Source organism: Amycolatopsis nivea (assembly GCF_004522235.1).
GTDB lineage: Bacteria > Actinomycetota > Actinomycetes > Mycobacteriales > Pseudonocardiaceae > Amycolatopsis > Amycolatopsis nivea.
The window spans coordinates 144,136-170,624 of the sequence record NZ_SDLT01000020.1; the positions used below are offsets into that span (position 1 = coordinate 144,136).

Below are 26,489 nucleotides of genomic sequence, written 5' to 3' on the forward strand. Positions count from 1 at the left end.
CGGTCAGGCGATCGCTCCGGCCTCCTTCAACGCCGCGACACCCGCGTCGTCGTAACCCAGCTCCGCCAGCACCTCCGCGGTGTCCGAGCCCTTCTCGTGCGGTGCTTCCGGCGTGGCCGCGGGCGTCCGGTCGAACCGCGGCGCCGGAGCGGGCTGCACCGTGCCGCCGATGTCCACGAACGTCCCGCGCGCCGCGTTCTGCGGATGCCCGGCCGCTTCCCACGGCGACAGCACCGCGGTGAGGCACGCGTCGGTGCCTTCCGCCCGCGCGACCAGTTCGTCGCGCGTGAACCGGCCGACCGCCTCGGCCAGGATCTTGCGCAGCCGCGGCCACTGGCTCTGGTCGACGTGCATCGGCAGGTCTTCGTTCTCCAGCCCGAGCACCTTGACGAGGTCGCCCCAGAACCGCATCTCGATCGCGCCGACGGCGACGTACTTGCCGTCCGCGGTCTCGTAGGTGTCGTAGAACGGGGCGCCGCCGTCGAGGAGGTTCTCGCCGCGCTCGCCCGGCCACACGCCCGCCGCGCGCATCCCGTGCAGGCTCGTGGTCAGCAGTGCCGCGCCTTCCACCATCGACGCGTCCACGACCTGGCCGCGTCCGGACGTCGTGCGCTCGTGCAGCGCGGCCAGCACGCCCATCGCGAGCATGAGTCCGCCTCCGCCGAAGTCGCCGACCAGGTTGAGCGGCGGCACCGGGCGTTCGCCCGCGCGGCCGATCGGGTCGAGCGCACCGGCGACGCTGATGTAGTTGATGTCGTGCCCGGCCGCCGACGCGAGCGGACCGTCCTGGCCCCAGCCGGTCATCCGGCCGTAGACGAGCCGCGGATTGCGGGCGTGCACCTGCTCCGGGCCGATGCCCATCCGTTCCGCGACGCCCGGCCGGAAGCCTTCGATCAGCACGTCGGCGCGCTCGGCCAGCTTCAGCACGAGCTCGACGCCCTCGGGCGTTTTCGTGTTCACCCCGACCGACCGCCTGCCGCGGGCGAGCGGGTCGTTCGGGATGCCGAGCACGTCGGCGCCCGGGGTGGCGCGGTCGACGCGGATCACGTCGGCGCCGAGGTCGGCCAGGATCATGCAGGCGAACGGAGCCGGCGCCAGCCCGGCCAGCTCCACCACCCGCAGCCCGGCGAGCGGACCCTGTTTCACGGAGAAGTCCTTTCGCTGCAACGGATTTCAGAGCGTGCGGGAGATGATTTCTTTCATGATCTCGCTGGTACCGCCGAAGATCCGCGAGATCCGCACGTCGGCCCAGGCGCGCGCGATCGGGTACTCGGTCATGTAGCCGTAGCCGCCGAACAACTGCAGGCAGTCGTCCACGACCTTGTTCACCCGCTCGGTCGTCCAGAGTTTCGCCATCGCCGCGCCCTGTACGTCGAGCTCGCCGCGCAGGTGCCGTTCGATGCACTGGTCGAGGAACGCGCGCGACACCGCGGCTTCCGTCGCCGCCTCGGCGAGCTTGAACTTCGTGTTCTGGAAGTTGAAGATCGGGCGGCCGAACGCGGTGCGTTCCTTGGTGTAGTCGATGGTCAGGTTCACCGCGGCTTCCAGCCCGGCCACCGCGGTCACCGCGATGATCAGCCGTTCCTGCGGCAGCTGCAGCATCAGCTGGATGAAGCCCTGGCCCTCGGCGTCGCCGAGCAGGTTCGCGGCGGGCACGCGGACGTCGTCGAAGAACAGCTCGGCGGTGTCCTGCCCCTTGAGCCCGACCTTGTCGAGCACGCGGCCGCGGCGGAAGCCAGGGGTGTCGGTCTCGACCACGATCAGCGAGACGCCCTGCGCGCCGGCGTCCGGGTCGGTCTTGCACGCGACCACCACGAGGTCGGAGTGGAAACCGTTGGTGATGAACGTTTTCGCGCCGTTGATCACGTAGTGGTCGCCGTCGCGGACCGCGCGGGTCTTGATGTTCTGAAGGTCTGAACCAGTGCCGGGCTCGGTCATCGCGACCGCGCCGACCATCTCGCCGGTGGCCATCTTCGGCAGCCACTCGCGCTTTTTCTCCTCCGACGCGTACGCCAGGATGTAGTGCGCGACGATTCCACTGTGGACGGTGACGCCCCACGCGCTGTCCCCGGCCCGGGCCTGCTCCTCGTACAGCACGGCCTCGTGCGCGAACGTGCCGCCGCCCCCGCCGTACTCCTCCGGGATCGACAGGCACAGCAGGCCGAGTTCGCCCGCCTTGGTCCAGATCTCCCGGTCGAGCTTCTTCTCCGCCGCCCAGCGCTCCTGGTTCGGCACGAATTCCTTCTGCAGGAACGACCGGGCGAGCTCCCGGAGGTCTTCGAGTTCGGTGGTGCTCCACGAGCTCTTCTGGATCTGCAACGGCACGGCTTGGCCTCCCGCGGACTGGAAAACATGACGCTTGGCAGGTAAGTTCTAGCCGGAATGTACATCCCATCCGTCCGGTACGTAAAGCAGGAGCCGCGATGACTGAGGTCGCCCGGGGACACCGCACCCAGGCCGAACGCCGCGAGCAGACGCGCACCGCACTGCTGGACGCGACGATCGATTGCCTGGTCGAGATCGGGTATTCGCGGGCGTCGGTGCAAGAGATCTGCACCCGGGCCGGCGTCTCGAAGGGCGCGGTGCAGCATTACTTCGCCACGAAGGCGGAGCTGATGGCGGCCGCGGTCGAGCACCTCACCACGAAGCTGCGCACCCAGCTCGCCGCCTCGCTCGGCTCGCTGCCGGGCGGCGCGTCCGGCGTCGCGGCGGCGATCGACCTGCTGTGGGAGGGCTATTCCGGCACGCTGTCCACCGCGGTCACCGAGCTGTGGGTCGCCGCCCGCACCGACCCGGAGCTGCGCGCCGCGATCCGGCCGGTCGACCGCGCACTGGGCCGGGCGACGCTGGAGCACATCAGCGACGTCGCGGGCGACCTGCCGAAAGAACGTGCGGAGATGCTGTTCTGGCTCACCGTGAACCTCACCCGCGGCCTCGCACTGGACGCCGAACTGGGCGGCGACCCGCGCCGTCGCCGCCAGCTGCTGGAGGAGTGGAAGCGGATCGCCGTGCTGCTGTACTCGGGCGACTAGTGTCCATACCGCCGGTATGGTGTACTCGTCGGTAACACCCGGCCCCGCACGGAAGAAGGTGCGCTCGATGACGAGTACGACCCCGGCGAACCTCACCGGCCAGCCCCTGCCCGCAACCGTCGGCGGCGTAGCAGGCGCCCCGTCCGCGTCCCGCGCGGCCGCACTCGTAGCCCGCGCAACCGGCGGCGCCGACAACGCGCCGGTGCAGATGACCGCGCCTTTCACCGGCCAGCCGATCACCTCCCTCCCCCAGGCCGACGACGCCGAAGTCCGCGCCGCCTTCGCCTCCGCCCGCGAAGCGCAACGCGAGTGGGCAGCGTTGCCGGTGACCCGCCGTCAGCAGTTCCTCGTGCGACTGCACGACCTGGTCCTCGCCCGGCAAGCGGAAGTCCTGGACCTGGTCCAGGTCGAAGCAGGCAAGGCCCGGATCGACGCGTTCGACGAGGTCAGCGCCACCGTGCTGGTCGCGGCCTACTACGGCAAGCACAGCGCGAAAATCCTCTCCCCGCGCCGCGCCCCCGGCGTCATCCCGGGCCTGACGCGAGCGGGCGAGCTGCGGCACCCCAAGGGCGTCGTCGGGATCATCTCCCCTTGGAACTACCCGCTGGCCCTGACCGCGATGGACGTCTTCCCCGCGCTCGTCGCCGGGAACGCAGTCGTGCAGAAACCGGACAACCAAACCGCACTGTCCGCCCTGTGGCTGCAAGAGCTGGCGGAAGAGGCAGGTCTGCCCTCCGGTCTGTGGCAGATCGTGCTGGGCCGAGGCTCGCAAATCGGCAACGCCCTGCTGGAAGAATGCGACTACCTGTGCTTCACCGGCTCCACCCCGACCGGCAAGGACCTGGCAGGTCGCATCGCGCAACGACTCACCAGCTACTCGCTGGAACTGGGCGGCAAGAACCCCATGATCGTCTTGCCGGACGCAGACATCGCCAAAACCGCCGCCGGCGCCGTCACCGCGTGCTTCTCGTCGGCAGGCCAGCTGTGCGTGTCGGTGGAGCGGATCTACGTGCACGACAGCATCCGCGAGGAGTTCACCCGCGAATTCGTGGCCCGCACAGCAGCACTGCGTTTGGGCGGTTCACTGGACTACCACGCCGGAATGGGTTCGCTGACGTCGAAGAGCCAACTGGAAACCGTGACGGCCCACGTGGAAGACGCCCGAGCAAAAGGCGCCCGCGTCCTGACCGGCGGACGCCCCCGCCCAGACCTGGGCCCGCTGTTCTACGAACCGACGGTCCTGACAGACGTACGCCCCGGAATGACCCCGTTCGCCTCGGAAACCTTCGGCCCAGTGGTGTCGATCTACGGATTCAGCGACGTCAACGACGCGATCGAGCGAGCAAACGACACCCCCTTCGGTTTGAACGCAAGCGTCTGGACCAAAAGGGGCCGCGCAGGCTGGGAAGTAGGCGCCCGCCTGAAAGCAGGCACGGTCAACGTCAACGAGGGTTACGCAGCAACCTTCGGAACGGTCGGCGTCCCCATGGGCGGCATGAAGGAATCCGGCGCAGGCCGACGAAACGGCGCGGAGGGATTGCTGAAGTACACGGAAGCGCAGTCCATCGCCGTACAACGAGGCCTGGCCCTACGCCCGCCCAAGGGAGTGCCAGGCTCAGTGTGGGCGCGCTTCATGACCGTAAGCATGAAACTTCTGCGCCACCTCCCCGGCCGCTAAAAACGTCCGTGAGGGGAACCCTCATTGACTCTGATTCCGTGAGGGTTCCCCTCACGACCCACCGACCCACCCGCACCAGTGCACCCAACGAGCGAGGAACCCAGCCCCTCCCCCGCACCCCGANACCGACCCACCCGCACCAGTGCACCCAACGAGCGAGGAACCCAGCCCCTCCCCCGCACCCCGATACGAAGCCTCCCTGCGGGCGGTGGGTGCTTGTCAAGGCATCTTTCCCGCCTTGACAAGCACCCACCGCCCGTCAGCACAATCAAGCTTCGGGGTGCCCCACGCAACCAAAAGCCGATGTCGCCGCCAGGCGACGAGCCGAAACTCACTCCGGCACAGTAAGCAACCCCCGGTCATAAGCAATAGCCACAGCCTCAGCCCGCCGACTGGCCCCCAGCTTCGCCATCACCCGGGAAAGATGCACGCTCACCGTCTTCTCGCTGATGTACAACTCCTCCCCCACCTGCCGATTAGTCCGCCCCAGCGCCACCCGCTCCAGCACATCCCGCTCCCGGTCAGTCAACGGATTCACCTGCGCCCGAGCAGGAACGACCTCAACCCCAGCCAACTCGACCCGAGCCCGATGCGCCAACTCCCGCACCGCATCCCGCAACGGAACCGCATCCAGCTTCACCGCCACGGAATGCGCCGCCTCCAACGCCTCCGCGGCCCCCGGCTGTCCGGCGGCCAGTAACGCCTCCCCCTGCCGCCACCGGCAAACCGCCTGTTCGTAAACCGCCCCGTACGAATAAGCCTCGGCAGCCGCACCCCACAGCTCCGGATCGGCCGGGCCCTCCAGCCCGGACGCCGCGGCCTCCATCCGGGCCAGCCAAGCCCGCCCCTCCGGCCCGATAGTTCCGGACCGGGGATGCCCCTCGGCAGCACAACGCCGCCCGTGCTCCACCAGCCGTCGCCCCACAGCCACAAACCGATCGGCCGCGGCCGGATCCCCTTTGGCGCGGGCCTCCGCGGCCAACGCCGCCGCCGACGGAATCGCCAGCGCCACGATCCGGATCCCGCCGAGCAGCGCCGTCTCGACCTTCTCCAGCCAGGACACCAATTCGTCGGTGATCCGCAGCGCCTCGGCATGCTCCCCGCGCCAAGCGGCCAGCTCGATCGCCGCGTCGCCCGCAGACAAGGCGATCTGCGGATCCGCCATCCACTGCTGCCGCAATCCCGGCAACGCCTTGGCCGCGTCCGCGAATCGCCCGCGCCCCACCAGGAACAGGACCCAGTTGGCCAAGATCCGCGCAGCGACCGCACTGGACACGCCTCGCCGGGCGCGCCCCGCGGCGTCCTCCTTCGGCCAATCTCCGCTGAGATACCGCAAATACAGGAGCCGGGCACGCAGTTCCAGCCCGTACGCGCTCCAGGTCAGCCCGACCGCCTCCGCCCGCTCGACCCCACGGGCGGCGTGGGCGAGCGCCAGATCCATCTCCGCCTGGTCGTCGCAGCTGAGGGCGAGGAAGTACATCGCCCGGATCTCGACGTTCAGCGCACCGGCGTTGTGCGCCTTGCGTTCGGCCTCGCACAACCGCTCGCGAGCCTCGACCGGATCGCCCGCGCCGTCCGCCAGCGTGCCCAGCGTGACCAGCGCCGACGCCTCTGCACCGACCGCCCCGACGGCACGTGCGTCGGCAACCGCGGTGTGCGCACTGGCCAACGCCTCGTCCGGCTGGTCGAGCAGCCGCTGGAACCCGGCCCGCGACGCCAGCACCCAGGCCCGCGCCCCGCTCGGCTCCCGATCCGCGACCAGCTCCCAGGCCCGCTCGATCGCCCGAACCGCCTCGTCGAACGTGCCTTCCAGCGTGAGCAGCGTTTCGGCCAGCCGGCGCCAGACCTTCGCCGCGTGCTCGGGCGACGCGTCCGGCTTGAGTGCTTCGGTCGCTGACCGCGCGTACGCGACCGCGCGCTCCGGCTCGCCCGACGTGCCAGCGAAGTACGACGCCTCGCTGAGCAGCTTCAGCTCGTCCACGCCTTCCGGACGATTCTCCGGGGCCACGGCGTCCCAAATGGACTGTGCTTGCTCGATATGCCGCAGCGCAGCGCCAGGCGCGCCGAGCTTTTCCGCTTCGTCGGCAGCGCGCAGCAACGCGGACAAGGCAGTGTCGAAGTCCCGGCTCTCCAGACTGTGGAAGGCGAGCTTCGCGTCGTGGCCGCGCCCCTGCGGCATCGACTTGATCCGCGCGGCATACCCCGCGTGCATCCGCGTACGCTCGCCGGGAAGCAGATCCGCGTAGACCGCCTCCTGCAGCAAGGCGTGCCGGAAGGTGTAGAAACCGCGCTCGATGACCAGGACGTGGTGTTGCACGGCTTCCCGCAGCGCCTCGTCCAGCTCCAGATCGCCGATGCCCGCGACTTGCGCGAGCGCGGCATGCGACACCGATTCGTTGGCCACCGAGATGACCCGCAGCACCCGGCGCGTCTCGGCCGGGAAGCGTTCGAGGCGGGCGAGGAGGACTTCGGCGAGCCCGGCGGGGAGATCTTGGCAGTCGGCGCCGGTGGCGAGGAGCTCCTCGACGAAGAACGGATTGCCCTCGGACCGTTTGGCGATGTCCGCGACGACGTCCGGCGACAGCGGTTCCTCCGCCAGCGCCGCGACGAACGCCCGCGCGTCAGCCGGTCCGAACGGGGCGAGCGAGAGCTGTTCCACGGTGTTCAGCCGGACCAGCTCGGACAGCAGACCGCGCAGCGGATGCCTGCGGTGGACGTCCTCCTCGCGATAGCTGCCGACGACCAGCAGCCGCTGCGCGCGCAGGCGGCTGAGCAGGAAGGACAGCAGGTTGCGGGTGGAGGAGTCCGCCCAGTGCAGGTCTTCGAGCAGGACGACCACCGGCTGCTCCTGGCCGACCTCGGTCAGCACGCCCAGCACCGCGTCGAACAGCTGGAGCTGGCCGAGGTCCTGCTCGGGCCGCACCCGGCGCCCGCCCTCGCGCTCCCCTTCCGAAACCTGCCCGTGGTCGCCGGTGGCCGCGGGCCGCGGATCGCCTTGCGGCAGCAGCATCCCGAGCGCGGACCGAGCCCGCACCGCGGCCGACACCGCCGGATCGGCCGACGACCCGAGCGGAGCCAGCGCCTCGGCGAACGGCAGGTAGGGCAGGCCGCCGTCGCGCACGTCGATGCACCGGCCGGTGAGCACGAGCCCGCCGCAGCCCGCGACGTGCTCGCCGAGCGCGGTGAGCAGGCGGGTCTTGCCGACCCCGGCGTCGCCCGCGATCAGCACCGCACCTGCTTCTCCGCGTTCAGCGCGCGCGAAGGCCGCGCGCAGCCGCCGCATCTCCTGCGTGCGGGCGACGAGCGGAATACCGGAACCGAGACGAGGCACGAGATGCATTCTCACCTACACCCCCGACAGTTCCGACATGGATTTCCTCGTGGCGGCCGGTTCGAGCCGTGATCTCCGTCCAATGGGCGGCCCCGCCGAGTCGCCGGAGGGCCGGTCCGGGCGGTGCTCCGGGGTCGCATCGGCGCGCGGACCGCGGCACACGCGATGCAGAAAGTCCGTGAAGGGCTCCTTGGGGGAATCTGATTCCCTCAAGGAGCCCTTCACGGACCTCTGCGGGAGGTTCGCGCGGGCGGGGGCCGGGTGCGTCCGGCGGGCGGAGCGGACACCCGGAAACCATGTCCCGGCGCGGCCGCCCCGCCCGACCCCCTTACCGTCCCCGACACCCTGAGGCTCATGCGCTATGTCGCGCCCTGGCCTCCGGTACCGTCGCCGTGCGCCTTTCCTGGCGGGGCACCTCGACGTTCGTGATGCGGTGTGTGCGCACCCAGCGGACCACCCGGTTGCCCCGGCTCAGGCGGGCCTGGCGGGCGGCGCGGCGCAGTTCGGCCATCCGGTAGTCGACCTCGGCGCGGGTGGCGTCCCAGTTGTAGTCGCTCATTTTCTTCTCCCCAGCGGGTCTCGTTGTCTGACGAAGACCACTTTCGTGCTGAGGGGCCGCCCCGGGCATCGGGTGATCGCCTACACCGGGACGCGAAAAGACCCCTTACCCGCGGCTTCGACCGGGGAAGTCCAGGTCGAGCGGGGTAAGGGGTCTCAGCTGAGCGATCAGCCGGGCGAACGGGTCAAGCCTGCCCCTGGCCGCGCACCGCGTCCAGGAGCGCCTGCCAGCCGGCGGCGGGCAGGCGGAACGCCCCGCCTTCCGGGTCTTTGGAATCGCGCACCGCGGCGCCGCCTGCGACGAAGGCGACCTCGACGCAGTCGTTGCCGCCGCCGCTGTAGCTGCTCTTGCGCCACTGGGCACCGGAAAGGTCGGCCATCATGGTCCCCACATCCTCACTGTCTCGGGTCGGTGTTCCTCGGTTCCTGAACCACGGCGGCCTGTTCGGCGAACCGGCCGGCCGCGTCGGTGATCAGCGCCACCGAATCGTCCGGTTTCAGCGCTGCTGCGCGCAGGTGGTCGAACATCAGCGCGTAGCGCCGGACGTCGTCGGGCTGTTCGAGGTACAGGCCGCTGGAAGTGCTGTCGTCGACGTAGACCACGTCGGGATCGGCCTGCTCGGGGAAGCCCATGATGAGGAACGGTCCCTCCATGCCGGGGTGCGCCCCGGCGCCGAACGGCACCACCTGGACGGTCACGTTCGGCTTTTCCGCCATCGCGGTGATCCGGTACAGCTGCTCGGCCATCACCTCGGGGCTGTCGACCACGCGGTGCAGCACCGCCTCGTCGATCACCGCCCAGTACTCGACCGGCGGGTCGTCGGTCAGCAGCTGCTGGCGCGCCATCCGCGCGGCGACCCGGCGGCGGGTCTCGGACTCTTCGGCGTCCGGGCGCAGCGCGCGGATCACCGAGAACGCGTAGCGCTCGGTCTGCAGCAAACCCGGGACCAGCAGCGCCTGGAACGCGCGCAGCGAGCTCGCGTCGGCTTCGAGGCCGACGAAGGTGCCGGTGAAGACTTCGTTGTACGCGTGCCACCAGCCGCGTTTGCGTGCTTCGCGCGCCAGCTGGACGAGCGCTTCCTGCTCGTCGCCGGTGATGCCGTACAGCGCGAGCATGTCGCGTGCGTCGCGCGGGGTGACGCCGACGTGGCCGGTCTCGATGCGGCTCACTTTGGACGCCGAGCACTCCAGCTTTTCGCCGACCTCGTCGATGGTCAGATCGGCCGCTTCGCGCAGCCTCCGCAGCTCGCTCGCGAGGCGCCTGCGGCGAACAGTCGGTCCCTGGCCTCTCGCCACGGCAGCACCTCCGGTTCGTATTGTTGCCCGCACTGCATATCTAACCAGGTGATCGACTTGTCAGTGGAGTAATAACACCGGCGAATTCCCACTGCCGCGGCGGGAGCCCGCCATCGCTGGTTCCGACCTGGTTCCGACCTGCATTGTGCAGAGTGCGCTTGTACTCTGGCATCCTGCGGGCCGAGACGCGAATCCAGCCGCGCCGACAGCCCTGAGCAGCGTAGACGACGGCCGTCCTCGGCTATTCGCGGAGACCGCGGTAAAGCGGACGACCACGGTGTCCGGGGCCGCCCCCCGACCGGTCCCGGGCACCTTCCTTTGCTTCGCGGCATTACTCAAACGGGTATTCCCGCGCAATTTCGCCACGGGAGTGTGACGGTTTCCGACGTTTTCCTCTGCAGACAGCCACTCTGAGTGGTCATCGCCGGGGCGGCCGTCCTTATCGGACCCGAAGCAGTCCTTCTTGGACCACGGTGGCGACGTGCAGGCCGTCGCGGGTGAAGAACCGTCCGGTGGCCAGCCCGCGGGCGCCCGAGGCGCTCGGCGAGGTGCTGTCGTAGAGGAACCACTCGTCGGCCCGGAACGGACGGTGGAACCAGAGCGCGTGGTCGAGGCTCGCGCCGAGCACCTTGTCGACGTCCCAGTACACGCCGTGCCGCGCGAGGACCGAGTCGAGCAGGGTCATGTCCGAGGCGTAGGTGAGCACGCAGACGTGCAGCAGCTGGTTGTCGGCGAGGGTGCCGTCGGCCCGCATCCAGACCCGGTGGTGGGTCGGGCGTTCGCCGGTGGTGCGGGTGACCCACGGCGGCTCGCCGACGTAGCGGATGTCGATCGGCCGCGGGATCTCGCTGAAGCGCAGGCCGTAGCCCGCGGTCAGCTCGGGGAAGGTCGGCAGCGACTCGGGGTCGGGCACGTCCGCCGGCATCGTCTCGGCGTGGTCGATGCCCGGTTCGTCCTTCTGGAACGACGCGGACAGCGAGAAAATCGCCTTGCCGTGCTGGACGGCGACCACGCGCCGGGTGGTGAACGAACGGCCGTCGCGGATGCGGTCCACTTCGTACACGATCGGGACGCTCGGGTCGCCGCCGCGGATGAAGTACGCGTGCAGCGAATGGACCCGCCGCTCCTCCGGAACGGTCCGGCCCGCCGCGACGAGCGCCTGCCCGGCGACCTGCCCGCCGAACACCCGCACCGACGAGTGCGCGGGCGAAACGCCGCGGTAGATGTTCTCTTCGATCTTCTCCAGGTCGAGCAGCGCGACGAGCTTGTCCAGCACGGGCTGCCCGCCGCCACCGGGGCTCGTGTCGAGTTCGGTGGCGGCTTCCCTGGCCATCTCAGTCATGCCGGAACCCTATGCAACAGGGTTCCGGCATGTCCCTTATGCGTGGTCGTCTTCACCGAGCCGGTGGACGTGGATCAGGTTGGTCGACCCGACGGTCCCGGGCGGGGAGCCCGCGACGATCACCACGAGGTCGCCGCGCTGGTACTTGCCCATTTCGAGCATCGCGTGGTCGACCTGCTGGATCATCTGGTCGGTGGAGTCCACGCGCGGCACGATCTGCGTCGTGGTGCCCCAGGTCAGCGCCAGCTGGCTGCGGACGCTCTGCTCCGGCGTGAACGCCATCAGCGGCAGCCGCGTGTGCAGCCGCGCGAGGCGGCGCACGGTGTCTCCGGACTGGGTGAACGCGACCAGCGCCTTGGCGTTGAGCCGCTCGCCGATGTCGCGGGCGGCGTAGGAGATCACGCCCCGCTTGGTGCGCGGCACGTGCGACAGCGGCGGCACGACCGGCGAATCCGTCTCGACGGCCTCGACGATCCGGCCCATCGTCTGGACCGTCTCGATCGGGTACCGGCCGACGCTCGTCTCGCCGGACAGCATCACCGCGTCGGCGCCGTCGAGGACCGCGTTCGCGACGTCGGACGCCTCGGCGCGGGTCGGGCGGGAGTTGCTGATCATCGACTCCAGCATCTGCGTGGCGACGATGACCGGCTTCGCGTTCTCGCGGCAGATCTGGATGGCGCGCTTCTGCACCAGCGGGACCTGCTCGAGCGGCAGCTCGACGCCGAGGTCGCCGCGGGCGACCATCACCGCGTCGAAGGCCAGCACGATGGCCTCGAGGTTGTAGACCGCCTCGGGCTTCTCGATCTTCGCGACGACCGGCAGCCTGCCCTTGCCGACGCGGTCCATCACCTGGTGCACGAGGTCGATGTCGGCGGGCGAGCGCACGAAGGACAGCGCGATGAAGTCGACGCCCAGGTGCAGCGCGAACTCCAGGTCCTCGATGTCCTTGTCGGACAGCGCAGGCACCGAGACGTCCATCCCGGGCAGCGACACGCCCTTGTTGTTGCTGACCGGACCGCCCTCGGTCACCTCGCACACGACGTCCGGGCCCTCGACGTCCTTGACCACCAGGCCGACCTTGCCGTCGTCGACCAGCAGCCGGTCGCCCGGCTTGGCGTCCTTGGCGAGGCCCTTGTAGGTGGTCGAGACCCGGTCGTGGGTGCCCGCGACGTCCTCGACGGTGATCCGGACGACGTCGCCGGTGTGCCATTCCGCCGATCCGCTGGCGAACGTGCCCAGCCGGATCTTCGGTCCCTGCAGGTCGGCGAGAATCCCCACCGCCCGGCCGGTTTCGGCGGCCGCGGACCGGACCAGGTCGTAGACCTGCTTGTGGTCGCTGTGGCTGCCGTGGCTGAAGTTCATCCTCGCGACGTCCATCCCGGCGTCGACGAGTGCCCGCATCTTCTCCGGCGTGGAGGTCGCGGGACCCAATGTACAAACGATCTTCGCGCGTCGGCTCACGTCCGGAGAGCCTAGTCGCTCGGGCCGCTCGCGTCTGTACCGATCCCGAAACTCCGGCCGGAGAACGCGGGAAGGATTCAGTTCCGGGCACCGGCGTGCGCTGGGCGGCCGCGCCGCGCGGGCCCGCCCGGAATCACCCGGACGGGGGAGGCCGGGTTCAGCGCCGCGGTTTCTCGCTCGGACCGACGTGGTCGCGGGCCCATTCGTTGAACTTCCGCAGCTGGCGCCACGATTTCCGCACCCGGTCGAGTGCCTCGCGCTCGTGCAGGAAGTCGTCCGGCTCCCAGGCGCGGACGGCGTACACCGAGCGGTGCCGCAGCAGGTCGAGGCGCGGGTGGTCCTCGGCGAACCCGCGCGGTTTGGACTTCAGCCGGTCACCGAGAATTTCCCAGCCCGCCTTCCGCAGGCTCGCCAGGATCTTCTCCAGCGCGGGCCCGTGCAGTTCGGTGTCGACCGCCGTGCGGTACCGGGCCAGCTGGTCCGAGGCCAGATGGAAGCAGCCGCCGCCGACGCGCAGCCCGGCCGGGCCGACCTCGACGTAATACGCTCCCCCGCCGCGGCCGGCCTCGATCACGCCGCCGCAGTGCGTCTTGTACGGCGTCTTGTCCTTGGCGAACCGGACGTCGCGATAGGGCCGGAACACCTTCGCCTCGCCGAAGCCCGCGCCGAACTCCGGCTCCAGTTCGGCCAGCAGCGCCTCCATCGGAGCCCGGACGTGCTCCTTGTAGAGCGCCACGTGGTCGTCCCAGTAGGCCTTGGTGTTGTCCGCGAGCAGCCCGTCGTAGAACTCGACGGCGTGCTCCCCGAATCCGCTGAACTTCACCCGCAGCACGATAAACCGGGGCACCGACAGAATCGGCGCCCCGGCTGCATCGAACGGGGTTACTTGGCGAGTGCCGTGATCAGCTCGCCGTTCGAGGTGTCGCCGGACAGCTCCCAGAAGAAGGTGCCGCCGAGGCCCTGGGACCTCGCGTAGGAGGTCTTGCCCGCGATGGTCGACGGGGTGTCGTAGCTCCACCAGTTCGAACCGCACTTGGCGTACGCGGTGCCCGCGACGGTTCCGGTCGCCGGGCAGCTCGTCTTGAGGATCTTGTAGTCCTCGATGCCCTGCTCGTACTTGCCAGGGGCCGGTCCGGTCGCGGTGCCGCCCGGCGCGCTCTGCGTGACGCCGGTCCAGCCGCGGCCGTAGAAACCGATGCCCAGCAACAGCTTCGAGGCCGGGACGCCCTTGCTCTTGAGCTTCTGGATGGCCGCGTCCGAGTAGAAGCCCTGCGTCGGCAGGCCGTTGTACGACGTCAGCGGCGAGTGCGGCGCGGTCGGGCCTTGCGCGGCCCAGCCGCCGAAGAAGTCGTACGTCATCACGTTGTACCAGTCGACGTACTGCGCGGCGCCCGCGTAATCGGTGACGTCGAGCTTGCCGCCGTTGCTGCCGTCCGCGGTGATCGCGGCGGTGACGAGCTTCGACGAACCGAACTTCCCCCGTACCGCGGCGAGAAGCTTCTTCAACGCGTCGGGACCGCTCGTGTCACAGGTGAGACCGCACGCGTTCGGATACTCCCAGTCGAGGTCGATGCCGTCGAACAGCCCGGCCCAGCGCTTGTCATTGACCAGGTTGTAGCAGGAATTCGCGAAGGCTTCCGGGTTCTTCGCGGCCTGGCCGAAGCCGCCGGACCAGGTCCAGCCGCCGAAGGACCAGATGATCTTCAGCCCGGGGTGCTTGGCCTTCAGCTTCTTGAGCTGGTTGAAACTGCCCGCGAGCGGCTGGTCCCAGGTGTCGGCGACACCGTCGACGCTGCCCGCCGCGTCGTAGGTCTTCTGGTAGTCGGCCCACGCGTCGCCGATCGCGCAGCCGCCGTTCGTGACGTTGCCGAAGGCGAAGTTGATGTGCGTGAGCTTGTTCGCCGAGCCGGACGTCTCGATGTTCTTCACGTGGTAGTTGCGGTCGTAGATGCCCCAGTCGGTGAAGTAGCCGACGACCTTGCCGGACGCGGCCTCGGTTCTCGCGGGGGCCGCGGCCGAGGCGGCGGGGACGAGCGCGGCCGCGGCGGCGAACGCCGCGGTCGCCAAGGCCAGCAGGCGGGTTCTGCGCAAGCGAAGCATCGTTGCTCCCTTCAGGAGTCACCGTCGGTGACGAGGCAGTGACGGCGGGGACAAATGCACCGTAAGTGGACTAGACCACCAGGTCAATGGTTTAGACCATAAAACGGACATTCGGCGGTACGCGCATTCCTTGACAGGCATATGCGCCGCGAGGCAGATTTCCGGGGTGATGCAGACCTTCGACGTGCTGGCCGAACCCCGCCGCCGCGCGCTGCTCGACCTGCTGCTCGAGGGCGAGCGGTCGGTCGGCGAACTGGTGGCCGAACTGCGGCTCAGCCAGCCCGCCGTGTCCAAGCACCTGCGCGTCCTGCGCGAGGCGGGGTTGGTGACCGTGCGGGTGTCCGCACAGCGCCGCTGCTACCGGCTGCGCGCCGAGCCGCTGGCCGAAGTGGACGCGTGGCTCGCGCCGTACCGGCAGTTCTGGGCCGACCGGCTCGACGCGCTCGAACAGCGGCTGGACGAAACCGAGTGAGGAGCACGTCGTGATCCGAGTGGACGGCCGGACCCTGCGGTGCGCCGACGTGGTCACGGCGGCGCACACCGACGGCCCGCTGGCGATCGACGTGTCCATCGCCGCGCTGCGCGCCGCCGAGCACTCGTGGAAGCTGGCCGAGGACCTGAGCACCCGGCGAGTGGTCTACGGCCGCACCACCGGCGTCGGCGCGAACAAGGACGACGCGGTGGACGAGCCCGCCGAACACGGCCTTCGCCTGCTGCGCAGCCACGCCGGCGGCAGTGGCGAACTGCTGCCCGACGGCCAGATCCGCGCGATGCTGCTGATCCGGCTCAACCAATTGCTGGCCGGACGCTCCGGAATCAGCCCCGAGCTGATCAGCGCGCTCGCCGAAGCCGTGCGCACCGGTGCCTTGCCCGTCGTGCACCGCCTGGGCGCGATCGGCACCGGCGACCTTGCTCCCCTCGCGGAGACCGCGCTCGCGTTGGCCGGGGAACGCGAGTGGGCGATCGGCACGGTGCCGCCGGTTCCGGTGCACGCGGGCGACGCGCTGGCGTTCATGAGCAGCAACGCCGCGACGCTCGCCGAAGCGACCCTCGCCGCGATGAGCCTGGACACGCTCACCCGCGCGAGCCACGCCGTCGCCGCGCTCACGTACGTGGCTCTCGACGGCAACCCCGAGGCGTACGCGACGCCTGTGCACGAAGCACGTCCGCACGCCGGACAGGTGGCGTGCGCGGCTGAGATGCGTCGACTGTTGGGCATGCACGGCACCCCTAAGCCGGGTCGGCGGCTTCAGGATCCCTTCGGGCTGCGCGCTTTTCCTCAGGTCCAGGGTCCCGCGCTGGACGCGATCCACTATTTGCGCGATGTGCTCGCCGTGGAGATCAATGCCAGCACGGAAAATCCGATGATCTCCACCGTGCACGGCGATGCGTACCACCACGCGCACTTCCACACCGCGTACGTCTCGACTGCGCTCGACCAAGCCCGCGCGACAGTGCATCAGGTCGCGGAGCTGTCCGTGGCCCGGTTGGGAGACTTGGTGGAACCGGAGTTCACCGGGTTGCGCCCGTTCCTCGCGGTCGGTCCGCCGGGGAGTTCCGGGGTGATGATCCTGGAGTACGTGGCGCACGACGCGCTGACCGAACTGCGGCAGGCGGCATTGCCCGCGACGCTCGGGACCGCCGTGGTGTCACGCGGGATCGAAGACCACGCGAGCTTCTCGACCCAGGCCGCACGCGCGGCAACTGCGGCTGCTGGGGCTTACCGACAGGTGCTGGCTTGCGAGCTGGTCGCGGCGGTGCGGGCGTTGCGGATTCGGAAGGCCGAACTGGTGGACCTCCCGGTGCGGGCAGCGTACGCGGCCGCGGTGGAGGTGTTGGACGAGCGTTTGGAGGATCGGCCGTTGACCGAGGACATCGCCAAGGCAGCCGGAGTTCTGGACGAGCTGGCGCGGATCTGAACCCCGGCGATACGGATTCAGCCGCGGGGCCACGCTCCGCGCTTCGCGATCTCCAGCACCAGCGCGGCGATGTTCCACGCGTCGTCGTCGCCGCGATGGTGGCGGCCTTCGAGCGGGAGGCCCGCGACGGCAAGCGCTTGCGCCATTCCGGGGCGGCGACGCAGACCGCAGGCCGCGGTGAACGCGACCTTCGCGTTGGTGTGCTGTCCAGTGAACGGGTACTCGGTGCCGGTGTGGCGGCATTGCCGAGCGAATTGATTGCGGTCGTAGTCTCCCCAGCTGGCCCACGGCAACTCCGCCGTGCGATGCCGCACCGCCAGCGTCCGGCAGGCCTCCTGGAACGACAAGCCGCCGTCCACTTCGGACTGGGTCAAGCCGGTCAGCTCCGTGCAGAACGGGCTCACTTCCGACCGGGCCGGACGGACCAGTATCCGGTGCTTGGCCACCCGCTCGCCCGCGCGCAGATCGACGACCGTCAATCCGATCTCGATGATCTCGCTGGCCTGGCCGGGCGGCGGCTGTTTCTCCCAGCAGGTCGCCTCGACGTCGACCACGTTCAGGAGGTCCGCTTCCATGCCAGCGAGTGTAGAAACCGAAGACAGCCGAGGCACTCGAGTTTCCACGCAGACTCAGTCCTCCGCCAAAGCGTCCCGCCGCAAAGCCGTGAACAACTCCTCCGCCCGCCCCCGATCCCGGGCCGCAGCAAGGCAATCGCCGCGCCAATCCGACAGAACAGCATTCGCCGCACTCACCCGTGCGTGCAAGTAAGGCGAACCCACCCGCTCAGCCAGCGCACCCGCCTCCTCCAAACTCTCCCCCGCCGCCGAAAAGTCCCCGCGCCGAAGAAAAGCCAGACCCTGCACCCGAAACGCGTCCGTGCGGGCGAGGATGTGCTCGATGTGCTCAGTGCAGGCAACAGCCTCCGCAGCAGTCTCCCCGGCAGCAACCGGGTCCCCGGCCGCCAGTTGTGCTTCGGCGAGGAACGGCAGTGCGTCGGTCATCTGCCAGCTCCGTTCCCCTTGCAGCGCAAGCAAAGGCAGCAACCGGCGCACTCCTCGCTCAGGACGGCCCGCGCGGACGTCGTTCTCCGCCAGCTGTGCGGACGCGTTGCAGATGATGTCCGCATTGTCGCTCTCTTCGCCCAGCCGGATCACTTGAGTCAGGTCGTCGGCCGCCACGTCGTAGCGGCCGCAGGCTGACCACAGTGCGCCCCGGCCGATGAGGGCCATCGCGCCGCACATGGGCGAGCGGCCGTGTCCCGCCAGTTCCAGTGCCTGGCTGAACCGGCGCAGCGCGGCGCCCCAACGGCCGACGTAGACCGCGCTCGCGCCGACGTTGCAGACGGCTCGGCCGAGCAGCTCCCGGTCGCCCAGTTCTTCGGCCAGCCGGAGGATTCGCTCGAACTGCCGGTCCGCCCGGGTCAGTTCGCCGCGGTAGTGGTGCAGCACGGCGACCCCGGTCAGCGCGCGGACGACGATGTCCCGGTCGCCGCACAGTTCCGCGGTGGCCGCGGCGGTGTGCAGATCGGCCAGTGCTTCCTCGTTGCGGCCGAGCAGGCGCAACGCGAGGCCGCGGCGCAGGTGGCCGCCCGCTAGGCCATGCTCGTCCCCCACCGACTCCGCCGCGACGATCGCGGCCGTGGAAACCTCGACGGATTCCCGGTAGCGCGTGCTCTGGTAGAGGTTCGCGGCGCGAGCCAGCCGCAGCCGCACGGACGATCCGCCGGGGCGATCCTCGGTCAGGGTCGGCGCGATCCGGGCCAAGCCTTCGCGCGGAGTGCCGCGTTGGTAGTGCAGGTACCCGATCCTCGCGATAACGAGGCGTTGCCGTTCCTCGTCACCTTCCTTGCGGTACACCAAAAGCGCGCGTTCAGCAGCGGCGAGCGCGGCGTCGTACCGGCCGGCTGCGGCAAGCGCGTCCGCCCAGGCTTCGGCGGCTTCGGCGACGGCGGCCTGGGAACCGGTGCGGTCCAGCAGGTCGACCAACGCACCCAGATGCTGGGCGGCCGTGTCGTGCGCGGCTTGTCTGCTGGCTTTTTCCGCTGCGTGCCTTAAGGTCTGCGCGGCGCGTTCAGTGTCCTGTGCGTGCGTGTAGTGGTAGGCCGCCGCCGCGCCGCCCAATGCTTCGGCGAGTCTGCGGTGCAGTGCGTGCCGACGGCTTGGTGGCAAGTCGCCGTTCACTACCTCGGCGACCAGTTCGTGGGTCAGCCGGACGCCCTCGGCGTTCTCGTCCAGCAGCCGTGCGGTGTGCGCGGGAGCGAGCACTTCGGACAATTCGGCCGGATCGAGCCCGGCAGCCGCGGCCAGGACGTCCGGGTCCATCCGCTGCTGCCCCACCGCCAGCAGCGTGAGCACTTCGACCGTCCGTTCGGGCAGCGAACCGACCTGCCGCCGCACCGCGTGGGCAAGTCCCCACGGCAGTTCCGCGGGCGGTTTGCCGGATCTGCCCAGTACGTGTCCCAGTTGGACCAGGAACAACGGGAGTCCGCCTGCCAGTCGGAGCACGCGGTCGCGGGCGGACTGCCCGACCTCGGTTCCGGCGCTGTGGTGCAACAGCATCGTCGCGTCCTCGTCCGCCAGCGGGGCCAGCGAATGCTGTGTCACCAAGCCTTTCCGGTACAAATCGAGCAGCGTGTCGGCCAATGGCTCGGCCGCGGCGATCTCGGTGTCGCGGTAGGCAGCGAGGAAGCGGACGCGATCCGGCCGGGCGTCTTGGACGAGCGAAGCCAGCAGCGCCAGCCCGTCCGGACCGGCCCATTGCAGGTCGTCCAGGATCACGAGCACGCCGCGGCGTCGCGCCAGGGTGTCGAGAAACCGCGCTGCTTCGGCGAACATCTGCCAGCGGGCCGGAGCCGGTTCGGCCGTGCGTTGTTCGGGAAGCAGGAACGCCAGGCCGGGTCCGGCGGGATGCTCGGAAACGTGCCGCGCGAACGCTTCGGAGAGCGGCGCGTACGGCTCTCCGCCATAACGCGAGCACGCCGTCGAGAGCACCACCGTTCCCCGCGCCTCGGCCAGCGCCGCGGCTTCGGCGAGCAGCCGGGTCTTGCCGATTCCGGTTTGTCCCGCGAAGACCAGAAACGGCCTTCCTGTCCCGGAAATGTGCTTGTCCAGCAAGGCGTGTTCCTCGGTGCGGCCGATGAGGTCCGGCGCCGGACGAGGCGGCGGAACCGGGTGGTCCAACGGCTGTCGCCTGCCGCGCCGGGCGGCCGCGAGCAGTTCGGCCCGGCTGTCCTCGGGCAGTGCGAGACCGTCGGCGAGGAGTTGCACGGTGACTCGCCGCGGATGCCGTTGCCCGCGTTCGAGATTCCCCACGCCGCGCGTGCTCAGCCCGCAGCGCTGGGCCAGTTGTTCCTGCGTCAGCCCGGCTGCCCGGCGCAACCGGACCAGTGTCCGGTCGAACGTTTCCGCAGCGCCGTCCGGCATGTCCCGCACCTCCTGCCGCTCCATCGTCGCTCGCGCCGGGGCGCGAGACATCCTCCGAAGGTCGGGTTCCTCCTCCCGGCACAACAGCCGGTTGTGCCGGTTGTTCCTGGTTCCGCACCGCCTCGGTGAAATCCAATGGCGGCACCGCTTTTCGCCCGTCTTCCGGGCAGCGGCGTACGAGGAAGGACGCGATGATGCGTGCAGGAATGACCTTGAGACGGCTGGCCGCCGCCGGTGCCGCGCTCGCTCTCGGAGCGGGGGTGGCGGCGCTGTCGGCCCCGGCCGCGGACGCCGGACCCCAGCTGAGCCCGGCGTCGTGTGCCAACGCGCCCGCCGGCTACGCGAAATGCCAGGCCGTGCAACTGGTTTCGTCCGGAGCCCGCCCGGCCAGCGCGATGAGCCCGGCCGACCTGCAGAAGGCCTACGGCGTCGCCGGGATGAAGAGCGGCGGGACCACCGTCGCGATCGTCGACGCCTTCGACGACCCCGGCATCGAGAAGGATCTGAACGACTACCGCTCGCACTGGAACCTGGGCTCCTGCACCAAGGCGAACGGCTGCCTCACCGTCGTCGGCCAGGACGGCACGAGCACGCTGCCGTCCAAGACCGACTCGGGCTGGGCGACCGAGATGGCCATCGACGTCGACGCGGTCAGCGCGCTCTGCCCGGACTGCAAGATCCTGCTGGTGGAAGGCAACAGCAACGAGGACAGCGACCTCGCGGCGGCGGTCGACAGCGCGGTCCGCCTCGGCGCGAAGATCGTGTCGAACAGCTACGCCGACCACGAGAGCGCGATCCCCTCGGACGCCGAGCAGCACTACAACCACCCGGGCGTCGCGATCCTCGGCGCCACCGGCGACTGGGGCAGCGAAAGCGGTTCCCAGGCGGAATACCCGGCCACGTCGCCCGAGGTCGTCGCGGTCGGCGGCACCACGCTGACCGCGTCCGGCAGCGACTACTCCGAAACCGCCTGGAGCAAGGCGGGCAGCGGCTGTTCGAGCAAGTTCAGCAAGCCCGCGTTCCAGAACGGGATCAGCACCGCGTGCGACAATCGGGCCACTTCGGACATTTCGGCTGACGCGGATCCCAACAGCGGCATCACGATCTACGTCAACGGCCAGCAGTCGCAGTACGGCGGCACCAGCCTCGCCACCCCGATCGTCGCCGGCATCTGGGCACTCGCGGGCACGCCGAAGGACGGCGACAACGCCGCGACCTACCCGTACGCGCACACCGGCGACTTCAACGATGTCACCTCGGGCAGCAACGGCAGCTGCGGCACGGTGATCTGCGACGCCGGCACCGGCTGGGACGGCCCGACCGGCCTCGGCACCCCGCACGGCGTCACCGGCCTGACCCCCGGCGGCGGCACCAACGGCAAGCTGAGCGTCAGCAACCCGGGCAACCAGAACAGCGTGGTGGGCAAGGCGGTTTCGCTGAAGGTCACGGCGTCGGGCGGCACCTCGCCCTACACCTACTCGGCCGACGGCCTCCCCGCCGGGCTGGCCATCGACGGCAAGACCGGCTCCATCACCGGCACGCCGAGCGCCGCGGGCACCAGCAACGTCACCGTGACGGCCACTGACTCCGCCGGGGCGACCGCGCAGGCTCCGTTCACCTGGACCGTCACGACGGCTCCGGTGGGCAAGCTGACCGCGAAGTTCACCACCGACTACGACTACGGGTTCGGCGCCTTCGCCCACTTCACGATCACCAACGGCGGTTCGTCGGCGTCGAACGGCTGGACGCTGTCGTTCGACCTGGCTACGAACGAATCGCTGTCGAACACGAACCCGGGCACCGCGTCCAGCTCGACCGGGCACGTCGTGATCACCGGACAGGACAGCATCCCGGCGGGCGGCAGCCTCACCGTGTCGCAGATCTACCAGGTGTCGGGCGGCTCGTTCACCGCTCCGGCCAACGTTTCCGTTTCCTGACCCGGCAGCCGCCGTGCCGTCGCCTCGGGCGCGGCACGGCGGTTTCTGTCAGTCCAGGCAGAACTCGTTGCCCTCGACGTCCTGCATCGGGATGCAGGACTCGTTCACGCCGTCCGCCTCCAGCACCTGCACGATGGACGCGCCCAGCGCGACCAGCCGGTCGGCCTCGGCTTTCAGCGCCGCCAGTCGTTCCGCGCCCACCAGACCGGTGCCTGCGCGCACGTCGAGGTGCACCCGGTTCTTCACCACGCGGCCTTCGGGCACGCGCTGGAAGAACAGCCGCGGTCCGACTCCGTTCGGATCGACGCAGGCGAACGCCGAGCCCTGATGCTCGGCCGGCAGCGAACGGTCGAACTCCGCCCAGTCGGCGAACCCTTCCGGCGGTGGCGGCACGACGTAGCCCAGCACCTCGCACCAGAAGCGGGCGACGCGCTCGGGCTCCGCGCAATCGAAAGTGACCTGGACCTGCTTGACCGACCCCATGCGCTCACCTTACCGGCGGGCCGCGGCCAGCGCCGGATCCCGTCCGGCGGCGAGATCGTCCGGGGCGAAGACCGGGACCTGCAGGTCCGGGCTGATGCCGGTGCCGTCGTAGGTGCGGCCGTGCGGGTCGAGGTACTCCTCGTTCGGCAACGCCACCTTCCAGCCCGGCTTAGGCAACGTCCGCTCCAGCAGGTCCGAGAAGGCGCCCTGAGTGGACTGTCCGATCAGGACCGGCCGCGGATGCCGGTTCAGCAGCGCTTGCAGGAAGGTCTCTCCCGCTGAGACGTCCAGGCTGCCGGTCAGGACCGTGAGCGGGCCGGTGTAACGCGGTGCCGCGGCTGGTTGCACGAAGAACGGTTGCGGGACAGTGAATCGCGTCGGGTCGTCCGGGTCGTTGCGGGCACGTTTGGCGTAGGCGAAGTGCGGGACATCGGTCAGCCGGGCGGCGACCTGCAAGCCGAGTGGGTCGTCCCCGCCGCCGTTGACGCGCAGGTCGAGGATCAGGCCGCGCAGCTTGTGCACCCGGTCGGCGGTGAAGATCTCGTCCAGCGCTTTCGCCAGGACCTTGCTGCTGGCGGCGAAAGTGTCGGCGTAATCGTGGAATCCGCTGATCCGCAGGTATCCGCGACCCTCGGGCAGATCTGCGTAGGCGATGGCTCCGTCGGCCCAATGCTGAATCGGCGCGCCGAGATTCGCATCGGCTACGGCGATCGCGCGCGGGACGGTCGTTTTCAGATCAGGAGTGCCGGGTCGCGGGAAAGAGCAGTGCTGGCCTGCGGCGAGCAGACCGACATGGGCGTCGTGCAGCGGACGGATCAGTCCACAAAGGACGTCGAAGAGCCGCTCCGGATGCGCGGCGATCTCGCGGCGGGCAGCGTCCCCTTCGGACTTCCAGTCGACGCCTTTCGCCCGGAAGAAGGGATAATTCTCGGCGAAGGTGTGCCAGAAGACGTCGAACAGGTCTGCGGACGAAGCCTGGCACGCGGGCGGCAATCCACCCGGGACGCGACGCAACGACCGCACGCCGAGGTTGTCGTCGAAACTCATCCGGCCCGCCCGGATGGTGACGACCGAGCCTTCGTTCGTGGAAAACGTTGTGCCGTCACCAGTTCCGGAAAGCGTGCCGGGCAAGCAACTGACCTCGGTGACGTCGTAAGTCGTCAGCTTGCCGCCGGACACGTGGACCACCTGCCCGTACCCGTCGGTCCGCCAGACACCGTCCATAGTGGATGGAGGGGCCGCGGCCACCGAGAGAATCGCCAAGCCCGCCAGGAAGATTCGCACGAGCCGAGGGTAGAAAAAAGCCGGGGACGCACGGAATACCGCGCGCCCCCGGCACTGTGGTGGGGTTGCCCCTACCACGGGAGAGCCTCAGCCGAAGAAGACTTCGGCTTCCTGGTACCGCTCCAGCGGAACGGTCTTCAGCTCGGCCGTCGCCTCGGACAGCTTCACGCGCACGATGTCGGTGCCCTTGAGCGCCACCATCACGCCGAAGTCGCCGTCGGCGACCGCGTCCACCGCTTGCAGGCCGAAGCGCGTCGCGAGGACCCGGTCGTAGGCGGTCGGGGTGCCGCCGCGCTGGACGTGGCCGAGCACGACCGCGCGCGATTCCTTGCCGGTGCGCTCGGAGATCTCGTCGGCCAGCCAGTTGCCGATGCCGCCGAGCCGGACGTGCCCGAAGGCGTCCTTCTCGCCGGTCAGCAGCTTCTCCTCGCCGCCCTCGGGCAGCGCGCCCTCGGCCACGACGATGATCGGCGCGTACTCCTTCTCGAAGCGCTGCTCGACCCACTGCACGACCTGGTCGACGGAGAACTGCCGCTCCGGCACCAGGATCACGCTCGCGCCGCCGGCGAGGCCGGAGTGCAGCGCGATCCAGCCCGCGTGCCGTCCCATGACCTCGATGACGAGCGCCCGGTGGTGCGATTCGGCCGTGGTGTGCAGCCGGTCGATCGCCTCGGTGGCGATGGAGACCGCGGTGTCGAAGCCGAACGTGTAGTCGGTGGCCCCGAGGTCGTTGTCGATCGTCTTGGGCACGCCGACGACGCCGATGCCGTCGTCGGTCAGCCGCTTGGCGACGCCGAGGGTGTCCTCGCCGCCGATCGCGATCAGCGCGTCGACCTCCTGGTCGGCGAGCACCTTGCGGATCTGGTCGACGCCGCCGTCGACCTTGTACGGGTTCGTCCGCGACGACCGCAGGATGGTGCCCCCGCGGGTGAGGATGTCCTCGACGTCGGCGAGGCCGAGCGGCCGGCTGTCGCCGGTCAGCGGGCCCTGCCAGCCGTTGCGGAAGCCGACGAACTCCCAGCCGTGCACTTCGACGCCCTTGCGGACCACCGCGCGGATCACCGCGTTCAGGCCGGGGCAGTCGCCGCCCCCCGTCAGCACACCGACACGCATCTGTTGCCTCCGTCTTTCCTCGCAGGGAGAGTGCAGTCACAGTCCGCGGACAGCGTAGCGGCTTTCATCTGGATCGGTGCAGGGCGGACCACCTGCCCAATCCGGTCCGGGCCGGGGCGGCTCGGAGGTGTGTTACGGTGGCGGCGTGCAGCGCTATTTCTGGTTTACGAAGCCGGCCCCGGGTGGGCACGGCGGCGTGAACCTGCGCTGACCTCCACCCCGAGCCGGATCTCGAACCGGCTCGGCGAATCCCCCGCGGGTCGGTGTCCACCAGGAAGGAACCACCCGCTCATGAGCACCCGCCTCGTCGCCGCCCCCGCCGACGCGAGCACGCTGGACAACCGCCGCACGACGTCGGTCAGTCCCCTCATCTCGCCCGCGCTGCTGCGCGAAGACCATCCCGTGGACGCCGCGGTCGCGAAAGTCGTGGAAAACGGCCGCACGGAAACCGTCGACATCCTCGACGGCCGCGACGACCGTCTCGCCGTGATCGTCGGCCCGTGCTCGGTCCACGACCCCGAAGCCGCCCTCGACTACGCCCGCCGCCTGGCCGCCAAGGCGGAGGCTCTGCGCGAAGACCTGCACATCGTGATGCGGGTGTACTTCGAAAAGCCGCGCACGACGCTGGGCTGGAAGGGCCTGATCAACGACCCGGATCTGGACGGGACCTTCGCCGTCAACAAGGGCCTGCGCCTGGCCAGGAAACTCCTGCTGGACGTCTCCGGACTGGGCCTCCCGGTCGGCTGCGAATTCCTCGACCCGATCACCCCGCAGTTCATCGCCGACATCGTCACCTGGGGCTCGATCGGCGCCCGCACCGCGGCGAGCCAGGTCCACCGGCAACTGTGCAGCGCCCTGTCCATGCCGGTCGGCATCAAGAACTCGACGGAAGGCGACATCCAGGTAGCCGTGGACGCGACCCGCGCCGCCGCCGCCTCGCACGTCTTCCCCGGCATCAACGTGGACGGCCTGGCCGCCCTGGTGACGACCTCCGGAAACCCGGACTGCCACGTCATCCTGCGCGGCAGCTCCGCGGGCCCGAACCACGACCCGGCGTCGGTCGAGGAAACCCTGGCCCGCCTGGCGAAATCCGGCCTCCCGGAACGCTTGGTGATCGACGCGAGCCACGGCAACAGCAACAAGGACCACGTCCGCCAGGCGGAAGTAGTCCGCGACCTGGCCGCCCGAATCTCCTCGGGCGAACGCGGCATCGCAGGCCTGATGCTGGAAAGCAACCTGGCCGCAGGCCGCCAAGACCTGGTGCTGGGCCACTCGGCGGACCTGACCTACGGCCAGTCGATCACCGACGCCTGCATGGACTGGGACACGACAGCAGACCTGCTGGACACCCTGGCCACCGCAGTCCGCACCCGCCGCGGCTGACAGCACGCTCCCGCTCCGCTGGCCGTGAGGGGAACCCTCACGAACTCTGATTCCCCCAGGGTTCCCCTCACGACCACCGAAGTACGTGAGGGCCCCCTTCACGGACCTAGATTCCCTCAAGGAGTCCTAATGGGTTGTGTTCGGGCGGGT

Annotated in this window: 21 protein-coding genes; 6 read left to right on the forward strand and 15 right to left on the reverse strand. The window is 69.7% G+C overall.

The features are described 5' to 3' along the window. Positions 1–3: 3 nt before the first annotated feature. Together EIZ44_RS23585 and EIZ44_RS23590 are read right to left on the reverse strand one after the other, a co-directional pair. The gene (locus EIZ44_RS23585) at positions 4–1,146 is read right to left on the reverse strand and encodes a CaiB/BaiF CoA transferase family protein (protein WP_134670379.1); all 1,143 of its coding nucleotides are present in this window, start codon (positions 1,144–1,146) and stop codon (positions 4–6) included. A 27-nt stretch (positions 1,147–1,173) separates the two neighbouring features. Next, positions 1,174–2,325 (reverse strand): acyl-CoA dehydrogenase family protein, encoded by a 1,152-nt coding sequence (locus EIZ44_RS23590; protein WP_037809891.1) that lies wholly within the window; start codon positions 2,323–2,325, stop codon positions 1,174–1,176. Positions 2,326–2,423: 98 nt separating this feature from the next. Between EIZ44_RS23590 and EIZ44_RS23595 the strand changes: the two genes are divergently transcribed. Together EIZ44_RS23595 and EIZ44_RS23600 are read left to right on the forward strand one after the other, a co-directional pair. After that, positions 2,424–3,032 (forward strand): TetR/AcrR family transcriptional regulator, encoded by a 609-nt coding sequence (locus tag EIZ44_RS23595; protein ID WP_037809889.1) that lies wholly within the window; start codon positions 2,424–2,426, stop codon positions 3,030–3,032. A gap of 67 nt (positions 3,033–3,099) precedes the next feature. Further along, the gene (locus EIZ44_RS23600; RefSeq protein WP_134731233.1) at positions 3,100–4,710 is read left to right on the forward strand and encodes a succinic semialdehyde dehydrogenase; all 1,611 of its coding nucleotides are present in this window, start codon (positions 3,100–3,102) and stop codon (positions 4,708–4,710) included. A 331-nt stretch (positions 4,711–5,041) separates the two neighbouring features. Here the strand turns inward: EIZ44_RS23600 and EIZ44_RS23605 are convergent, their stop codons facing one another. The 8 genes from EIZ44_RS23605 to EIZ44_RS23640 all read right to left on the reverse strand — a co-directional run bounded on the left by EIZ44_RS23605 (position 5,042) and on the right by EIZ44_RS23640 (position 14,798). After that, complete coding sequence (locus tag EIZ44_RS23605) at positions 5,042–8,050, reverse strand: helix-turn-helix transcriptional regulator (RefSeq protein WP_134731235.1); 3,009 nt, start codon at positions 8,048–8,050, stop codon at positions 5,042–5,044. A gap of 343 nt (positions 8,051–8,393) precedes the next feature. Beyond that, positions 8,394–8,600, reverse strand: a complete 207-nt coding sequence (locus EIZ44_RS23610; RefSeq protein ID WP_037809883.1) for a hypothetical protein — start codon at positions 8,598–8,600, stop codon at positions 8,394–8,396. A 184-nt stretch (positions 8,601–8,784) separates the two neighbouring features. Then, complete coding sequence (locus tag EIZ44_RS23615; protein WP_037809881.1) at positions 8,785–8,982, reverse strand: DUF397 domain-containing protein; 198 nt, start codon at positions 8,980–8,982, stop codon at positions 8,785–8,787. 13 nt (positions 8,983–8,995) lie between these two features. After that, positions 8,996–9,895, reverse strand: coding sequence for a helix-turn-helix domain-containing protein (locus EIZ44_RS23620; RefSeq protein ID WP_037809879.1), 900 nt, complete (start codon positions 9,893–9,895; stop codon positions 8,996–8,998). 439 nt (positions 9,896–10,334) lie between these two features. Then, entirely contained in the window at positions 10,335–11,237 is a 903-nt protein-coding gene (locus EIZ44_RS23625) for an acyl-CoA thioesterase (protein WP_134731237.1), read from the reverse strand. 36 nt (positions 11,238–11,273) lie between these two features. Next, positions 11,274–12,698, reverse strand: a complete 1,425-nt coding sequence (gene pyk, locus EIZ44_RS23630) for a pyruvate kinase (protein ID WP_037809875.1) — start codon at positions 12,696–12,698, stop codon at positions 11,274–11,276. A 157-nt stretch (positions 12,699–12,855) separates the two neighbouring features. Then, entirely contained in the window at positions 12,856–13,521 is a 666-nt protein-coding gene (locus EIZ44_RS23635; protein WP_037810119.1) for a DUF2461 domain-containing protein, read from the reverse strand. 59 nt (positions 13,522–13,580) lie between these two features. Then, positions 13,581–14,798 carry a glycoside hydrolase family 18 protein gene (locus tag EIZ44_RS23640; RefSeq protein WP_037809873.1) on the reverse strand — a complete coding sequence of 406 codons (1,218 nt, stop codon included), beginning with the start codon at positions 14,796–14,798 and terminating at the stop codon, positions 13,581–13,583. Positions 14,799–14,967: 169 nt separating this feature from the next. On the opposite strand from EIZ44_RS23640, the gene EIZ44_RS23645 reads away from it, so the two are divergent. Beyond that, positions 14,968–15,270: an ArsR/SmtB family transcription factor gene (locus EIZ44_RS23645; protein WP_182890918.1), complete on the forward strand. Its 303-nt coding sequence runs from the start codon at positions 14,968–14,970 to the stop codon at positions 15,268–15,270. A 10-nt stretch (positions 15,271–15,280) separates the two neighbouring features. Next, the gene (locus EIZ44_RS23650; RefSeq protein ID WP_134731239.1) at positions 15,281–16,717 is read left to right on the forward strand and encodes an aromatic amino acid ammonia-lyase; all 1,437 of its coding nucleotides are present in this window, start codon (positions 15,281–15,283) and stop codon (positions 16,715–16,717) included. A 17-nt stretch (positions 16,718–16,734) separates the two neighbouring features. Here EIZ44_RS23650 and EIZ44_RS23655 read toward each other — a convergent pair whose 3' ends face one another. Then, positions 16,735–17,292: a 3'-5' exonuclease gene (locus EIZ44_RS23655; protein ID WP_134668529.1), complete on the reverse strand. Its 558-nt coding sequence runs from the start codon at positions 17,290–17,292 to the stop codon at positions 16,735–16,737. Between the two features lie 54 nt (positions 17,293–17,346). Further along, positions 17,347–20,139 (reverse strand): ATP-binding protein, encoded by a 2,793-nt coding sequence (locus EIZ44_RS23660; RefSeq protein WP_167754250.1) that lies wholly within the window; start codon positions 20,137–20,139, stop codon positions 17,347–17,349. 191 nt (positions 20,140–20,330) lie between these two features. Here EIZ44_RS23660 and EIZ44_RS23665 point away from each other — a divergent pair, with 191 nt between their 5' ends. Further along, on the forward strand, positions 20,331–22,076 hold the full coding sequence (locus tag EIZ44_RS23665) for a putative Ig domain-containing protein (protein ID WP_134731243.1): 1,746 nt from the start codon (positions 20,331–20,333) through the stop codon (positions 22,074–22,076). Positions 22,077–22,124: 48 nt separating this feature from the next. Here the strand turns inward: EIZ44_RS23665 and EIZ44_RS23670 are convergent, their stop codons facing one another. The 3 genes from EIZ44_RS23670 to EIZ44_RS23680 all read right to left on the reverse strand — a co-directional run bounded on the left by EIZ44_RS23670 (position 22,125) and on the right by EIZ44_RS23680 (position 24,956). Next, on the reverse strand, positions 22,125–22,559 hold the full coding sequence (locus EIZ44_RS23670; protein WP_043829132.1) for a VOC family protein: 435 nt from the start codon (positions 22,557–22,559) through the stop codon (positions 22,125–22,127). Positions 22,560–22,568: 9 nt separating this feature from the next. Then, positions 22,569–23,843, reverse strand: coding sequence for a S41 family peptidase (locus EIZ44_RS23675; RefSeq protein WP_240691385.1), 1,275 nt, complete (start codon positions 23,841–23,843; stop codon positions 22,569–22,571). A gap of 87 nt (positions 23,844–23,930) precedes the next feature. Next, complete coding sequence (locus EIZ44_RS23680) at positions 23,931–24,956, reverse strand: 6-phosphofructokinase (protein ID WP_043829128.1); 1,026 nt, start codon at positions 24,954–24,956, stop codon at positions 23,931–23,933. Positions 24,957–25,247: 291 nt separating this feature from the next. Here EIZ44_RS23680 and EIZ44_RS23685 point away from each other — a divergent pair, with 291 nt between their 5' ends. Continuing rightward, positions 25,248–26,339: a 3-deoxy-7-phosphoheptulonate synthase gene (locus EIZ44_RS23685; RefSeq protein ID WP_037809861.1), complete on the forward strand. Its 1,092-nt coding sequence runs from the start codon at positions 25,248–25,250 to the stop codon at positions 26,337–26,339. Positions 26,340–26,489 lie beyond the last annotated feature (150 nt).

Coding starts and splice junctions, on each gene's coding strand:
- EIZ44_RS23680 (WP_043829128.1), bottom strand. CDS start 24,956: ATGCGTGTCGGTGTGCTGACGGGGGGCGGCGACTGCCCCGGCCTGAAC.
- EIZ44_RS23625 (WP_134731237.1), bottom strand. CDS start 11,237: ATGACTGAGATGGCCAGGGAAGCCGCCACCGAACTCGACACGAGCCCC.
- EIZ44_RS23600 (WP_134731233.1), top strand. CDS start 3,100: ATGACGAGTACGACCCCGGCGAACCTCACCGGCCAGCCCCTGCCCGCA.
- EIZ44_RS23685 (WP_037809861.1), top strand. CDS start 25,248: ATGAGCACCCGCCTCGTCGCCGCCCCCGCCGACGCGAGCACGCTGGAC.
- EIZ44_RS23595 (WP_037809889.1), top strand. CDS start 2,424: ATGACTGAGGTCGCCCGGGGACACCGCACCCAGGCCGAACGCCGCGAG.
- EIZ44_RS23640 (WP_037809873.1), bottom strand. CDS start 14,798: ATGCTTCGCTTGCGCAGAACCCGCCTGCTGGCCTTGGCGACCGCGGCG.
- EIZ44_RS23615 (WP_037809881.1), bottom strand. CDS start 8,982: ATGATGGCCGACCTTTCCGGTGCCCAGTGGCGCAAGAGCAGCTACAGC.
- EIZ44_RS23605 (WP_134731235.1), bottom strand. CDS start 8,050: ATGCATCTCGTGCCTCGTCTCGGTTCCGGTATTCCGCTCGTCGCCCGC.
- EIZ44_RS23670 (WP_043829132.1), bottom strand. CDS start 22,559: ATGGGGTCGGTCAAGCAGGTCCAGGTCACTTTCGATTGCGCGGAGCCC.
- EIZ44_RS23645 (WP_182890918.1), top strand. CDS start 14,968: ATGCAGACCTTCGACGTGCTGGCCGAACCCCGCCGCCGCGCGCTGCTC.
- EIZ44_RS23660 (WP_167754250.1), bottom strand. CDS start 20,139: ATGCCGGACGGCGCTGCGGAAACGTTCGACCGGACACTGGTCCGGTTG.
- EIZ44_RS23665 (WP_134731243.1), top strand. CDS start 20,331: ATGATGCGTGCAGGAATGACCTTGAGACGGCTGGCCGCCGCCGGTGCC.
- EIZ44_RS23610 (WP_037809883.1), bottom strand. CDS start 8,600: ATGAGCGACTACAACTGGGACGCCACCCGCGCCGAGGTCGACTACCGG.
- EIZ44_RS23655 (WP_134668529.1), bottom strand. CDS start 17,292: ATGGAAGCGGACCTCCTGAACGTGGTCGACGTCGAGGCGACCTGCTGG.